Annotated in this window: 13 protein-coding genes; 6 read left to right on the forward strand and 7 right to left on the reverse strand. The window is 66.3% G+C overall.

Translation table 11 applies throughout. The features are described 5' to 3' along the window. Window positions 1–11 precede the first annotated feature (11 nt). Window positions 12–368, forward strand: a complete 357-nt coding sequence (locus J0J10_RS17210) for a cytochrome C oxidase subunit IV family protein (RefSeq protein WP_291635101.1) — start codon at window positions 12–14, stop codon at window positions 366–368. Window positions 369–420: 52 nt separating this feature from the next. Beyond that, the gene (gene groL, locus J0J10_RS17215) at window positions 421–2,043 is read left to right on the forward strand and encodes a chaperonin GroEL (protein ID WP_291647710.1); all 1,623 of its coding nucleotides are present in this window, start codon (window positions 421–423) and stop codon (window positions 2,041–2,043) included. A 29-nt stretch (window positions 2,044–2,072) separates the two neighbouring features. Here groL and J0J10_RS17220 read toward each other — a convergent pair whose 3' ends face one another. The 7 genes from J0J10_RS17220 to J0J10_RS17250 form a co-directional block, all read right to left on the reverse strand. Continuing rightward, window positions 2,073–2,270 (reverse strand): DUF6494 family protein, encoded by a 198-nt coding sequence (locus J0J10_RS17220; RefSeq protein ID WP_291647711.1) that lies wholly within the window; start codon window positions 2,268–2,270, stop codon window positions 2,073–2,075. A gap of 107 nt (window positions 2,271–2,377) precedes the next feature. After that, window positions 2,378–2,746, reverse strand: coding sequence for a VanZ family protein (locus J0J10_RS17225; protein ID WP_291647713.1), 369 nt, complete (start codon window positions 2,744–2,746; stop codon window positions 2,378–2,380). Between the two features lie 169 nt (window positions 2,747–2,915). Next, window positions 2,916–4,070, reverse strand: coding sequence for a glycosyltransferase family 4 protein (locus J0J10_RS17230; protein WP_291647751.1), 1,155 nt, complete (start codon window positions 4,068–4,070; stop codon window positions 2,916–2,918). A gap of 267 nt (window positions 4,071–4,337) precedes the next feature. Then, the gene (locus J0J10_RS17235; protein WP_291647715.1) at window positions 4,338–5,579 is read right to left on the reverse strand and encodes a glycosyltransferase family 4 protein; all 1,242 of its coding nucleotides are present in this window, start codon (window positions 5,577–5,579) and stop codon (window positions 4,338–4,340) included. A 10-nt stretch (window positions 5,580–5,589) separates the two neighbouring features. Continuing rightward, the gene (locus J0J10_RS17240; RefSeq protein ID WP_291647717.1) at window positions 5,590–6,360 is read right to left on the reverse strand and encodes a polysaccharide deacetylase family protein; all 771 of its coding nucleotides are present in this window, start codon (window positions 6,358–6,360) and stop codon (window positions 5,590–5,592) included. Next, the gene (locus tag J0J10_RS17245; protein ID WP_291647719.1) at window positions 6,353–7,687 is read right to left on the reverse strand and encodes an O-antigen ligase family protein; all 1,335 of its coding nucleotides are present in this window, start codon (window positions 7,685–7,687) and stop codon (window positions 6,353–6,355) included. The genes J0J10_RS17240 and J0J10_RS17245 overlap by 8 nt, the downstream gene beginning before the upstream one ends. 14 nt (window positions 7,688–7,701) lie before the next feature. Further along, the gene (locus J0J10_RS17250) at window positions 7,702–9,204 is read right to left on the reverse strand and encodes a GumC family protein (protein ID WP_291647721.1); all 1,503 of its coding nucleotides are present in this window, start codon (window positions 9,202–9,204) and stop codon (window positions 7,702–7,704) included. A gap of 334 nt (window positions 9,205–9,538) precedes the next feature. Here J0J10_RS17250 and asnB point away from each other — a divergent pair, with 334 nt between their 5' ends. Genes asnB through nadE form a run of 4 tightly spaced genes read left to right on the forward strand, consistent with a single transcriptional unit; the run spans window position 9,539 to window position 14,347 of the window. Beyond that, window positions 9,539–11,476 carry an asparagine synthase (glutamine-hydrolyzing) gene (gene asnB, locus J0J10_RS17255; protein WP_291647723.1) on the forward strand — a complete coding sequence of 646 codons (1,938 nt, stop codon included), beginning with the start codon at window positions 9,539–9,541 and terminating at the stop codon, window positions 11,474–11,476. A gap of 24 nt (window positions 11,477–11,500) precedes the next feature. Next, window positions 11,501–11,767 carry an acyl carrier protein gene (locus J0J10_RS17260; RefSeq protein WP_291635083.1) on the forward strand — a complete coding sequence of 89 codons (267 nt, stop codon included), beginning with the start codon at window positions 11,501–11,503 and terminating at the stop codon, window positions 11,765–11,767. Between the two features lie 28 nt (window positions 11,768–11,795). Continuing rightward, window positions 11,796–13,343 carry a class I adenylate-forming enzyme family protein gene (locus J0J10_RS17265; RefSeq protein WP_291647725.1) on the forward strand — a complete coding sequence of 516 codons (1,548 nt, stop codon included), beginning with the start codon at window positions 11,796–11,798 and terminating at the stop codon, window positions 13,341–13,343. Continuing rightward, window positions 13,340–14,347, forward strand: a complete 1,008-nt coding sequence (nadE, locus tag J0J10_RS17270; protein WP_291647727.1) for an NAD(+) synthase — start codon at window positions 13,340–13,342, stop codon at window positions 14,345–14,347. The genes J0J10_RS17265 and nadE overlap by 4 nt, the downstream gene beginning before the upstream one ends. Window positions 14,348–14,380 lie beyond the last annotated feature (33 nt).

Below are 14,380 nucleotides of genomic sequence, written 5' to 3' on the forward strand. Positions count from 1 at the left end.
GGGAGGCTTTCATGTCGCAACCGACGAGCCCCGCCTCGGTGCAGGCGCCACCCCAGGGCGAGGCGCAGCACCATCCGATCAGGCTCTACCTCGTGGTCTGGGTCTGGCTGTTCATCCTCAGCGCCTGCTCCTATCTGGTCGACTATTTCCAGCTCGTCGGCCTGCTGCGCTGGTCGCTGATCCTGCTCTTCATGGCGCTCAAGGCCGGGCTGATCATCGCCGTCTTCATGCACATGGCCTGGGAGCGGCTGGCGTTGAGCTATGCGATCCTGCTGCCGCCGCTCGTGCTGCTGGTCTTCGTCGGCATCATGATCATCGAGGCGGACCATACCCTGCTGTCACGGCTGACCTTCTTCTCCGGTTCCTGAGCAGGCCGTCGCGGCTTTCGCCTTCCTGCCGTCGTCAGAGGAGTCTGTGCCCATGGTCGCCAAGGAACTGAAATTCGCCTCGGAGGCGCGCGAGGGCATGCTGCGCGGCATCGAGATCCTCGCCGATGCGGTCAAGGTGACGCTCGGGCCGAAGGGCCGCAATGTCGTGATCGAGAAATCGTTCGGCCCGCCGCGGATCACCAAGGACGGTGTCGCGGTCGCCCGCGAGATCGAGCTTTCCGACAAATTCGAGAACATGGGCGCCCAGATGGTCCGCGAGGTCGCCGCGAAACAGCATGACGCGGCCGGCGACGGCACGACGACCGCGACCGTGCTCGCCCATGCCATCGTCAGGGAGGGCGCCAAGGCGGTCGCTGCCGGAATGAACCCGATGGATTTGAAGCGCGGCATCGACATGGCGGTCGAGGCTGTGGTCGCCGATCTCAGGCGGAATGCCAGGAAGGTCACGGCCAATAGCGAGATCGCCCAGATCGGCACGATCTCGGCCAATGGCGACGAGGAGATCGGCAAGATGATCGCCACGGCGATGAAGAAGGTCGGCAATGAAGGCGTCATCACGGTCGAGGAGGCGAAGACCGCGCTGACCGAGCTCGACATCGTCGAGGGCATGCAGTTCGACCGCGGCTACATCTCGCCCTATTTCATCACCGATGCGGAGAAGCTGCGCGCCGAGCTCGAAGACGCCTATGTGCTGATCCACGAGAAGAAGCTCTCGGCCTTGCAGGCCATGCTGCCCCTGCTCGAAGCCGTGATGCAGACCGGAAAGCCGCTGCTGATCATCGCCGAGGATGTCGAGGGCGAGGCCCTGGCGACGCTGGTCGTCAACCGGCTGCGCGCCGGGCTCCGGGTCGCCGCAGTCAAGGCCCCGGGCTTCGGCGATCGCCGCAAGGCGATGCTCGAGGACATCGCCATCCTGACCGGCGGCACCGCCGTTTCGGAGGATCTCGGCATCAAGCTCGAGACGGTGACGCTCGACATGCTCGGCCGGGCCAAGAAGGTGATGATCGAGAAGGACAGCACCACGATCGTCGGCGGTGCCGGCCGCAAGAAGGACATCGAGGCCCGGATCGCACAGCTCAAAGCGCAGACCGAGGAGACCTCCTCGGATTACGACCGCGAGAAGCTGCAGGAGCGTCTCGCCAAGCTCGCCGGCGGCGTCGCGGTGATCCGCGTCGGCGGCGCGACCGAGACCGAGGTCAAGGAGAAGAAGGACCGTGTCGACGATGCCATGCACGCCACCCGCGCCGCAGTCGAGGAAGGTATCCTGCCGGGCGGCGGCGTGCCGCTGCTCAGGGCCCGCAAGGCGCTCGCCGCGCTGAAGCCGGCCAATGGCGACCAGCGCACCGGCGTCGAGATCGTGCGCCGCGCGCTGCTGGCCCCGGCCCGCCAGATCATCGAGAACGCCGGCGCGGAAGGCTCGATCATCGTCGGCAAGCTGGTCGAGGCGACCGACTACAACTGGGGTTACAACGCCGCGACCGGCGAGTTCCAGGACCTGACGGCCAATGGCGTGATCGACCCGGCCAAGGTGGTGCGCACCGCGCTCGAAGACGCAGCCTCGATCGCCTCGCTGCTGATCACCACCGAAGCGCTGATCGCCGATCTGCCGAAGAAGGAGGCGACCTCGGCCATGCCGGGCGGCATGGCGTTCTGAAACTTCTGCTGACCGGCCTGTTGCCGCGATCAGCGCAGCTCGATCGCGGTCTCGACGACGTGTTGAAGCGCCGGCGCATCCTCCGAGGTCAACGTCATGCGCAGGCGCACATTGCTGCGCCCTTGCAGGCTGCCTTCGCGCAGGATGCGCTCGATCTCACGCTGCGAGGTGACGCCGACCTCCTTGAGGAATTTGCGGATGGCCATGTTGAGACGATCTTCATCCATGCTCGATCTCCAGGGCTTGCCGCCGGAACGGGGCAGATCCGGGCATGATAGCGCAAACCGCCTGCCGCGCGTCGCTGCGGCGCTTCGCCGCCTGAAGCCGCGACAGTTCAGGTCATGCGCGCGAGCAAGCCGCGGAAACCGGGCAGCACGCGCAAAGTGAGCCAGCATAAAAGAACGCCGCAGACGCCGCCGGCAATCTTGACCAGCAGATCGCCAAGCCGCGCATGCCGGTCAGCCGAGACCAGCTGGACGAGCTCCAGCCCGACTGCGACGCCGGCGACGAAGAGCAGGACGGTGCCGAGCCGCCGCGGATGGAAGGCTGCGAACAGGAATCCCAGCAGCCAGAACGCGGCGAAACGCTCGAAATGAGCGGAGTGGCTGATCCGCGGACGCAGCTCGAGCGAGGACAAGGTAGCGAAGACGATGAAACCCAGCAGAAGCCAGGGCAGCAGGCGCAGCAAGAATCTCGGCTTCATGAACTGCGGCTCTCCGGCTCGGCGATGCGCGCGCCTTGTCGCGCGCCCTTCCCCCCGACGCAAGCCGGCCATAGCATCGGACCGAAAAGTGGACTCCACTTTTCGGTCCGATGCGATAACACTGAGATAGATCACCGTGACCGCGTCCGAACGGACGCGCGGTGATCTACTACGCCAGCGACGCGCGATAGACCTGCAGGGTCTGCTGGGCGACACCCGGCCAGCTATAGGTCTGCTCGACATGCAGCCTCTGGGCGCGGATTCGCTCCTCGCTCAGCGGATTCGCCATCTTGGTGGCGATGGCCCGTGCCAACGCGTCGATGTCGCCGAGCGGGAAGTAATCCTCGGCCGGCAGATCGATCTCCTTGTTCGCGGCGATGTCGCTGGCCAGGACCGGCAGGCCCGAGGCCATGGCTTCGAGCAGCGCAATCGGCATGCCTTCATGGCTCGAGGGCAGCACGAAGAGCGCCGCATTGGCGAAAAGCTCCGCCAGCCTGGCGCCGGTCTGGAAACCGGTCAGCACCACCCCGGGCGTACGCTTCGCGAGAGCCCGGACCTCGGCCGAATAGGGCGTCTCGAACTCCGCATCGCCGGCCAGGACCAGCTGAAAACCGGGACGATCGAGTCTGGCGAAGGCCTGGATCAGGTCGCATTGGCGCTTCTCCGGGACGAAGCGTGCCGCCAGGAGGACATAGCGCTTCGGCTTCAGCGCGAACTCGGCGAGGATGCCGGTCTCCGCCGCTGGCGGGGCGAGGCTGACGCCGTTTGGAACGAAGGCGACGGGCGCGTGGTAGCGCGCCGCCATGGTCCGCGCGACCCCGTTCGAGACCGCGATCCGACCGTGCGACAGGCGCATGCCGAAATACTCGCCGAGCTTCAGCACGCTCCGGGCGAAGCCGCCCCATTTCTGGCGCTCGTAATCATAGCCGTGATGGGTGACCACGACCCGAAGGCCGAGCAGGCGGGCAAGCGGCACGAACAGGGCCGGTCCGACCGCATGGATATGCAGGATGTCGGGCCGGCGAAGCGCCGCGAGCCAGACACCGAGGAAGGTATGCACGATCGCTTCGAGCGCCATCTTGCGCGGTGCCCATAGCGGCAGGACGCGAATACCGTTCCATGAGCGAGAGCCGCCCTGCGGCAGGTAGCGGCTGCGGCCGATGACCTCGACATCCCAGCCGCAGGAGTTCAATTCGCTGGCGAGCATCTCGACATGTTTCTCGACGCCGCCCTGGATATTGGGGATGCCCCGCAGGCCGAGAAAGACGATCCGCCGCCGCGGCTCCGACTTTGCCGGAGCGGAAGCCGACTGGCCCGGCGGCATCTCGATCGGAAGACTGGTCATGCTCGCCCCCCTCCGCCTCTCCCGGGCCAAACCGTCGACGACGCTGCAAGCCGACAGGCTTTGCACATGTCCCTTCTCAACCCGGTAAGGTCTCCCCGAGGGCCGGAAAACTCTACGGCTGGAGAACGGCACGTCTCAAGCTGCCAGCCGACATAAGGAAAACAAGCATTCGACCGCAAGAGAAGCCATTGTCCGATTGCCATTTTCTATTCGTTAACCTTTACGTAATGCGGCGTGTCCTGCCCTTCAGCCGCAGAGCGCGCTGTAAAGCGCGAGCGTGCGCTCCTGATAGGCGGCAGCGGAAAATTCCCGCGCGATCCAGTCACGCCCCGCAAACCCCATCCGCCTGCGCTCCGCGCCGGAGAGCGCCGCCAGCGCCGCCAGCTTGCCTGCGAGCCCCTGCACATCGCCGGCAGCGCTCAGCATCCCGGTCTCTCCCTCCCGGACCATTTCCGGAATGCCGCCGATCGCGGCACCGAGCACGGGGCGCCCGAGCGCATAGGCCTCCAGCACGCTGATCGGCGCGTTCTCATACCATTCGGAGGGCAGGACGAGCGCCTTCGCCCGACCGATCAGGCGATGCAGCTCATGCCCCGAAAGATGCCCGGCGAAGGTCACATCCGCATCGGTCCGGGCGACGAGCTCGCGCAATGCCGCCTCCTCCGGCCCGGATCCGGCCAGGACGAGCCGCTGCCCGGCGAGCGCGGTCGCCTCGATCAGCGTCGCGAGGCCCTTTTCCGGCGCGAGCCGCCCGGCGAAGACGAAATAATCGGCCTCGTCCCAATCCGTCCGGAAGCCCTGTACATCGACGAAATTGGGAATGTAGACCAGCTTCTCGCGCGGCCAGCCCCACTCGACCAGCTTTTCGAGATAGAAGCGGCTGGGCACCACCACCCGATCGAGCTTGTCGCGATAGAGGCCGAGCGCCCGGTGCACCATGGTCTCGACCAGGACCAGCCCGCTGAGCGCGACCGAATCCTTGACGCAGCGATGGCGCAGGACGTTGTGGATCCGCCCGCCCTTGCAGTCCTCGCAGACCTGGCCGGCGCGCAGCATCTTGTAGGACGGGCAGGCGAGCTTTAGGTCATGGGCCGTCATCACCACCGGAATCCCCGCGGACTTCAGGGTGGAGAAGATGGCAGGCGAGAGATGATGGTAGACATTGTGGGCATGGGCGATGGCAGGCCGCGCCTGCTCGATCAGCCGCCCGAGATTGCGCTGGGCCTCGACGGAGTAGATCACGCTGGCGGCCTGGGCGAGCTTGCGCAGCGGGCCCGTCTGCCGGCCGTACTCGATTTCGGAGACGAAATAGCCGGACCATGGCGAGGGCGCATTGTTCTCATGCTGCATGGCGAAGGGCACAACGTCCCAACCGAGCTGCGAGAACATCGCCATATGATCAAAGAAGACAGCTTCTGCGCCGCCGCGGCGGTAGAAGTAGTTGTTGATCGCCAGCAGGCGCTTCTCGGCAGGATGCGGGCTCGACATCCCCGTCACCTCACCAGCCGAGCCGGTCGAGCGCACGCTCGACGGTCAGCACGCAACAGCCGCGCGCCAGCGCATGGGCCACCAGATGATCGAAGGTCTCCGGCCTGCAGCCATAGGGCGTCGGGCGCGCCGCGATGTCATGGGTGAAGAAGACGAGCCAGCCGGGTGCCCGCACCACCTCGTCGATCCAGCCGGTCAGGGCACGCGCCTCTTCCTCGGGCTGGCGGATTTCGACCGCCTTCAGCATCAGCGGATCGACGGGGCCACGGTTGATCGCCTCGCCGCCCGCGCGGCAGCTGCGGAAACGGCGAGCGAACTCCGAACGGGCCAGTGGCCAGGCGGCATTGTAGGGAAAGGCGAAATTGACCGGTGGCAAGGCCACACCCGCATCGGCGAGATAGGCTGCGTTGCGGTCGAGCTCGCCCGGCAGCTCCCGCCGCGGGATGTCGCGAACCCGGCGATGCGAGAAGGTGTGGCAGCCGATCTCGTGACCGCGTTCGGCCAGTTCCCGGCAACCTTCCGGCCCGATCAGGACCCGTTCAGGCTCGACCTGCCCCGCCAGCCCGCCGGCAATGTAGAAGGTGCCGCGCACGCCATGGCTTTCGAGGATCGCGGCGCCCTGGTGCAAGGCGCTGTCCGGCACGTCGTCGAAGGTGAAGGAAACCAGCGGGGTCTCGGTATCGAGGGTGCGCCTCGGGCCGGAGAACCGCCAGATCAGCCGGTTTGCCAGCCGGTCGACCAGCCCGCCCTTGCCGTCGAATTGTTCGAAGACGCTAGGCATGCGCGACGTTTCCCTGGGGTTGCGGACGGGGTTCGTGGGCCAACGTCGCGGAGGTTTGCAGGGACAGCCCGTATATCGCGACCAGGAAGGTGAACCAGAGCGGATTGGGCCCCTCGAAGAACAGGCTTTCCAGACAGGCGTGAAAGACGACGTAGAGCCAGAGCCTGACAAAGAGACGCGTCAGATGGCTGTGTTCGTTCGCGGGGTCGACGCGCGAAATGTGATAGAGCGGCAGCACGACCAGCCAGGCCAGGGTCAGCACGAGGCCGGGCACCCCCATCATCAGGATCACTTCGAGATAGGAATTATGGGCATGGGCCGCCGCCACGGCCCAGGTCTCGACCGCACCGCCGCCATTGACGAGCTGCGAAGTCTGCCAGAAGCCCTTCATGCCGTAGCCGACCAGCGGATTTTCGGCGATCGCCGAGAAGGCCAGGCGCCAGACATCGGCCCGGTTGGTGAAGGTCGCGTCGATCCCCAGGCCCGAGACGAAATCGCCCAGCGGCCGGATGATGGCGGAACCGACGGCGAAGAGATTGAAGAGCGCGATGCCGCCGATGACCATCGGCACCCGCAGGATGCGCACCCTCTCGAAGATCCAGGCGACGATCAACACGGCCGGCAGCATCGCCGTGGAGGTCTTCCCGCCGGTATTGACCAGAAAGACGAAGGCCAGGCAGACGATCATCGCGCCGACGAGGCGCGACCAGACATTCATGACGAAGAGGCCGAAGAGCGCCATGACCACCATGGCCACGGCGGCGTCGTTCTTGTGCCGGAAATGACCACGCCACAGGCCGGCATTGATCTGTTCCAGCACTTCGGAAGCCTGATGGATCGAAAGGGTCGGCTTGAAGAGGACGCCGTAATACGCCAGCGACAGAACGATCAGGCATCCGATGCCGAGCAGCTTGGCAAAATGCCGCTCGCAGCGCGGCAGCAGGAGGAAGACGCTGGCGTTCACCACGGAGATGACGGCCAGGACCATGCCCTTTATGCCCTGGAACGGATAGCTGGACAGGACGACCGACACGAAGCCGAGCCAGGCCAGGATCAGCGACAGCAGTACCCGCGGCTGAAGGATGATGCGGCGCATCGGGTGCAGCAGGCCGAAGCCGAGCATGCAGGCGAAGAGCCCGAGCGACAGGAGCTGGTTCAGCGCGCTCGAGGCCCGGGCCGACTGATCGAGGACCGCCTCCCCCGACAGATCGACGAACGGGCTGAGGGTGATCCAGGAGAACAGGAAGACCGCCAGGAACAGGACGGTTCCGGCGCGGCCCCGCAGCGCCTGCGCCCTGTCTCCAGCATGTGCGATCGCCTCCCGCATCGCCGGCGACGCGCTCAGGCGGCCGCGAGCCGCGGATCGCGCAGATGGCGCCAGGCGCCGCGCGCCAGGGCGATGGCGATGCCGAGGCAAAGACCGAGGAAGACGGCCGCACCGAGCAGGATCAGCGTCCGCGGCGGCCAGCTGCGCGCCTTCGGCGGCAGCGGGCGCGAGATGACGCGGACATTGCTGGTGTCGATCTGCTGGCGTTCGCTGATCTGCTGTGTCCGGGCGAGATGGGTTTCGTAGAGGGCGGCCTTGGCGCGCGCGTCCCGCTGCAGATCGCGCAGCCGCACCTGCTCCTCATTATCGCTGAAGACGTTCGATTTCTCGTCATCCGCCTTGCCGCGCAGCATTGCGAGCGTCGAGCGATCGCGCTCGAATTCCGCCTTCGCCCCATCGAGGATGCGCCGCGCCTCGCGCGTCAGGGCCGCCTCCAGCGCCTGCTGCTCCGACTGGGCCGTGACCATCTGCGGATGCCGTGTTCCAAAGGTCGCCCTGATCGAACCGATCTGCTGCTGCAGCGTATTGTATTGCGCCCGCAGGTTGACCATGGTCGGGGTGTCGAAAACCGACGCGCTGGCGGTCCGCCGCTCGGCGACCGCGGCGCTCATCTGCCTATAGCGCGATTCCGACTGGATGAAGCGCTGCTGGGCTTCCAGAACCTGGGTGTTGAGTTCGCTCGACAATCGCGCACTGACCGGCTCGCCATTGTTGAGCTGAAGCCCCTTGCCGCGGCGGAAATCCTCGACCTTCTGCTCGGCCTCGGTGACGTTCCGGCGCAGCTCGTCGAGGCGGTTGTTGAGGTTCTTGACCACCCGGCCGGCGCTTTCGGCGGACGACTGGAAGAGCTCGGCCTCGAACGCGTCGACGATGGCGTTCGAGATGGTCACCGCCTTCTCGGGGTCCTCGGCCCAGAAGCGCATCACGACGACGAAGGAGCGCTCCTCGCGCCGTGCGTCGACGCGCTCGGAAAGGGCCCGCATCACGGCGAGCCGGTTGTCGCGCGCGACGCTTTGCGGCGAGATCAGCTGCCAGAGCGGCGTCAGCAGGCCCGGCTTGACGAATTCGGGATCATTGGCGAGGTCGAGCTTGTCGATCACCCGCGACAGAACATTGCGCGAGGTCAGGATCCTCAGCTTGCTCTCGACCTCGAGAAGCTGCGCATCGCGCTGCGGGTTGGAGGTGAAGACGTCGTCCCGCACCACGTTGAGATTGGACGGATCGATCAGGATGTCGGTGTAGACAGTGTAACGCGGCGGCGTCACCGCTGCGTAGAACAACGCCGCGGCCATGCACAGAACGACGGCGCCGATGATCCAGCCCATCCCGGCACGTAGCCAGCCGAGGATATCGTCGACACCGACCTCCGCGAGCAGGCCGAGACGGGAGAGCGGGCTTTTGCCGGCAATGGCGGTACCATCGGAAGCGACGACGAAATCGGCGTCAGCACGCGCGGCATGAGCACGGCCGACCGGTCGAGGCGTCTGACGCTGCTCCGACTCCTTCGGCCCATACATCCCGCTTCGCCCTCGGTACGCAACTCAAGACGGAAGAGACGCACAAGCCCCCCCAAACAAACCCAACAGCTAGGCTTCCGCCCTGAATATTGCGTTAATCCGCTTGTGGAGGCACCGGGAGCGAGGTCGCAAGGCAGCGCGCGCGATCACGACGCAGCTGCAATCGGGATTGTTCAGGGCTCGATTTCACCGCTCGCGCGCCAGCTGCGCCGCAGTACTTTCCGCTAGACTGGTGTTTACCATGCGCGCGGATATCCGGGGCCGTTAACGTCTGTGCCTCTGCGACTGGCTATAACTCGCGAAGAACCGACTGAACTTTCGGATATGTCTCCGCATGTGTGGCTTTGTTGGCTATTTCGGCGCCGTCCGGGATGGGAGAGCGCTCCTTGAACGGATGACGGCTGCGATCGCCCATCGCGGTCCCGACGAGCAGGGCTTCTTTACCGGACCGGAAGTTGGCCTCGGCCATGCCCGGCTCTCGATCGTCGGCCTCGGCGACGGCCAGCAGCCGATGTCGGACGCGAGCGGCGCGCTGACGATCGCCTTCAACGGCGAGATCTTCAACTATGTCGAGCTGCGCGAGGAGCTGCAGGCCAGGGGCCGCCGCTTCCGGACCGCGAGCGACACCGAAGTGATCCTGCATCTCTATGACGAGATGGGTGAGGACTGCCTCTCGCTCCTCAACGGCGATTTCGCCTTCGCGATCTGGGATGCGCGCCGGCGGCGCATGTTCCTCGCCCGCGACCGCATGGGCGTGCGGCCGCTGTTCTACACGCGCCAGGGCGACCGCTTCTATTTCGCCTCCGAGGTCAAGGCGCTGCTCCAGGTGCCGGGGGTGAGCGCGCAGATCGACCCGGTCGCCCTCGACCAGATCTTCACGCTCTGGGCGCCGATCGCGCCCCGGACGGCCTTCCGCGACATCTGCGAGCTCGAACCGGCGAACCTGATGATCGTCCAGGACGGCGGCATCTCGACCCGGCCCTATTGGAGCCTGGGCTATCCCGACCACGACACCCCCTCCCGGCACAGGGACGAACGCGAAGCCGCCGAGGAACTGCGCGCCCTGCTGACCGAAGCGACGCGCATCCGCATGCGTGCCGACGTGCCGGTCGGCTCCTATCTCTCGGGCGGGCTCGATTCCTCGATCACCTCCGCGCTTGCCGCCCGCATGGTTCCAGGCGGTCTCAGGACCTTCTCCGTCACCTTCGACAGCGCCGAGCATGACGAGAGCGAATTCCAGCTGGAGATGGCGCGCGCACTCGGCACGCAGCACAGCGCGGTCGCCTGCCGCGAGGGCGACATCGCCGCCGTCTTCCCCGAGGTGATCCGCTTCACCGAGCGGCCGATCATCCGGACGGCGCCCGCCCCGCTGTTCAAGCTCTCGGGGCTGGTGCGCGAGGCCGGCCTCAAGGTGGTGCTGACCGGCGAGGGCGCGGACGAGGTCTTTGCCGGCTACGACATCTTCAAGGAGAACCGGGTTCGCCGCTTCTGCGCGCGCCAGCCCGGCTCGCGCATCAGGCCGCATCTGTTCCGCAAGCTCTACCCTTACCTGCCCGGGCTGCGGCAGCAATCGGCGGAGTATCTCGCCTCCTTCTTCGGCGCGAACGGCCATTCCCTCGACGATCCACTCTATTCGCACCGGCCGCGCCTCGACGGCACGGCGGCGACGAAGCTCTTCTTCTCGGGCGATCTGCGCGCCAGCCTCGGGAATTACGACGCGGCCGAGGAGATGGCCTCACGTCTGCCGGAGGCGTTCGCGCGCTGGCACCCGCTGCATCAGGCGCAATATCTCGAAGCCCGTTTCCTGCTGCCCGGCTACATCCTCTCAAGCCAGGGCGACCGGATGGCGATGGCCCATGGCATAGAGGGGCGTTTCCCCTTCCTCGATCATCGGCTCGTGGAGTTCGCCGCCGGCCTGCCGCCCGAGATGAAGCTGAAGGGCCTCGTCGAGAAACACATCCTGCGGGAGGCGACCAAGGACCTGCTGCCGCCCTCGATCGGCAAGCGCAGCAAGCAGCCCTATCGGGCGCCCGACAGCGCCTCCTTCGTCGGAGCCGGCGCCGCCGACTATGTCGAGACGGCGCTCGGCGAGGCCGAGATCGGCGCGAACGGTCTCTTCAACCCGAAGGCGGTCGCCAAGCTGCATGAGAAATGCCGCGCCCGCCCGGCCTCCGGCTTCCGCGACAATGCGGCCTTCGTCGGCATCCTGTCGACACAGCTCTGGCTCAAGACCTTCACCGGTGCCGACAGCCAGAGCTCGAAAGCCGCCTGACACCTCATCAGAAAAGGAACTGACATGACCGACACGATCAGGGACGCGGTGAAGGCCTTCGTCATCGAGAATTTTCTGTTCGGCGACACCGGCAATCCCCTCGCCGACGCGGACTCGCTGATCGAGAACGGCATCATCGACTCCACAGGCGTGCTCGAGCTCGTCGCCTTCATCGAGGACCGCTACGGCATCACCGTCGCCGATTCCGAGATCGTTCCCGCCAATCTCGATTCACTCGGGCGCATCACGGCCTTCATCGCCTCGAAGACCGCCGCGTCCGCGACGGCCTGAGACAGGGACAGGACAGGATATCGAGCCGATGCGGGTCGAGCATTTCGTCATCGACAGCGCCAGGGCGCATGGCACCAAGACCGCGCTGGTCACCGAGCGCAGGCGGCTGAGCTATGCCGAGCTGGACGATCTCTCCAGCCGGCTGGCAGCCACGCTCGCCGCCAATGGGGTGAAGCGCGGCGACCGCGTGCTCGTCTTCATGGATAATTGCTGGGAAGCGGCCGTCTCGATCTTCGCGACCCTCAAGGCCGGCGCGACCTTCAGCCCGATCAACGCGTCGACCAAGGCCGACAAGCTCGCCTACATCATCGAGGATTGCGAGGCCGCCGCGATCCTGACCCAGGCCAGGCTGATGCCGGTCGTGACGCAGGCGCGCGCGGCCGGCCCCGGACGACCGCTCTTCGTCGCCGCGGCCCAGGCCGCGCCCGGCCAGGCCATCGAAGGAGCGGCGGATTTCGAAGCGTGCCTCGCGGCCGAGCCGACCCCGGTCGCGCATGGCGGAATCGACATCGATCTGGCCATGCTGATCTACACCTCGGGCTCCACCGGCCGGCCCAAGGGCGTGATGATGACCCACCGCAACATCGATGCGGCAGCGGAATCGATCACCAGCTATCTGCGCAACAGGCCGGACGACATCATCCTCAACGTGCTGCCGCTGGCCTTCGATTACGGGCTCTACCAGCTGCTGATGGCGATGCGGCTCGGCGCGACCCTCGTCCTCGAAAAATCCTTCGCCTTCCCGCAGGCGATCTTCGAGCGCATCCGCAACGAGAAGGTCACCGGCTTCCCGCTGGTGCCGACCATGGCGGCGCTGATCCTGCAGATGCGCGATCTCGAGCCGGGCTTCCTGCCGAGCCTGCGCTACATCTCCAATACCGCGGCGGCGCTGCCGCCGGCCCATATCGCCCGGCTGCGCGAGCTCCTGCCCGGCGTGCGGGTCTATTCGATGTACGGGCTGACCGAGTGCAAGCGCTGCACCTATCTGCCGCCGGAAGAGCTCGACAGCCGGCCCGGCTCGGTCGGAATCGCGATCCCGAACACCGAAGCCCTGGTCGTCGACGACGAAGGCAATCGCGTGCCGCCCGGCGTCGCCGGCGAGCTCGTCATTCGCGGCCCGCATGTCATGCAGGGCTACTGGCGAAACGACGCCGCCACCACGCAGATGCTGCGCCCGGGCCCGCACCCCTGGGAGAAGCGCCTGCATACCGGCGATCTCTTCCGCGCCGACGAGGATGGCTTTCTCTACTTCGTCGGCCGCAAGGACGACATCATCAAGACGCGCGGCGAGAAGGTCGCCCCCAAGGAGGTCGAGACCGTCCTGCATGCCCATCCCGGCATCGCGGAGGCCGTGGTGATGGGCGTCGCCGACCCGGTGCTCGGCCATGCCATCGCGGCACTTGTGGTGCGCTCCGACGAGAGCCTGAGCGAGCGCGACATCATCCGCCACTGCGCCGCCCATCTCGAGGACTTCATGGTGCCGAAGATCGTGGAATTCCGCAGCGAGCTGCCGAAGACCGATACCGGCAAGGTCAGCCGCAGGCTGGCCGCCGAGACGCTTGGAGCTGCCGAATGAACATTGCCCCTGCCCCTGAAAGCCTCGCCTTCTCGGCGGAGACGTTGAAGATCGACGGCGCTGCCGAGATCGAGCGGATCGTAACCGGCCTGCGCGCGCAATTGCGTGGCATGCGCAAGCGCGGACTGGTGCTCGGCCTGTCGGGCGGCATCGATTCCAGCGTCTCGGTGGCGCTGGCGGTGCGCGCGGTCGGTGCCAAGAACGTCTTCTGTCTGTTCATGCCGGAGAACGATTCCGATCCCGAGAGCCTCAGGCTCGGCCGGCTCGTCGCCGAGACCTTCGGCGTCGCCGCCGTGGTCGAAGATATCGGGCCGACGCTGCAGGCGATGGGCTGCTATGAGCGGCGCGACGCGTTCATCCGCGAGCTGGTGCCGGAATACGGACCCGGCTGGGGTTCGAAGATCGTGATCGCCAACGCGCTCGCCGGCGAGGGCTACAACATCTCCTCGCTGGTGGTCGAGGATCCGCAGGGCAATCGGACCAAGCTGCGCATGCCGCCCACGGTCTATCTCGGCATCGTCGCCGCCACCAATATGAAGCAGCGCACCCGCAAGCAGGTCGAGTACTATCATGCCGACCGGCTCAACTTCGCCGTGCTCGGCACGCCGAACCGGCTCGAATACGACCAGGGCTTCTTCGTCAAGAACGGCGACGGCGCGGCGGATGTGAAGCCGATCGCGCATCTCTACAAGAGCCAGGTCTATGCGCTCGCCGCCGATCTCGGCATTCCCGAGGAGATCCGCCGCCGGCCGCCGACGACCGATACTTTTTCGCTCGAGCAGACGCAGGAGGAGTTCTATTTCTCCCTGCCCTATGACCGCATGGACCTGTGCCTCTACGGCCTCAATAACGGCCTCCCGGCCGAGCAGGTCGCCGCGGCCGCGAAGCTGAGCACGGTCGAGGTCGAGCGCGTCTTTGCCGATATCGCCGCCAAGCGGCGGGCGACGCGCTATCTGCATCTCGAACCGCAACTGGTGCAGCCGGTGGCGGAGATCGCCGGCTGAGACCGGCACCGCCGGCGCGCCTGAACTTCGCGC

The sequence above is a fragment of the Allobosea sp. genome, assembly GCF_017308075.1.
Lineage (GTDB): Bacteria > Pseudomonadota > Alphaproteobacteria > Rhizobiales > Beijerinckiaceae > Allobosea.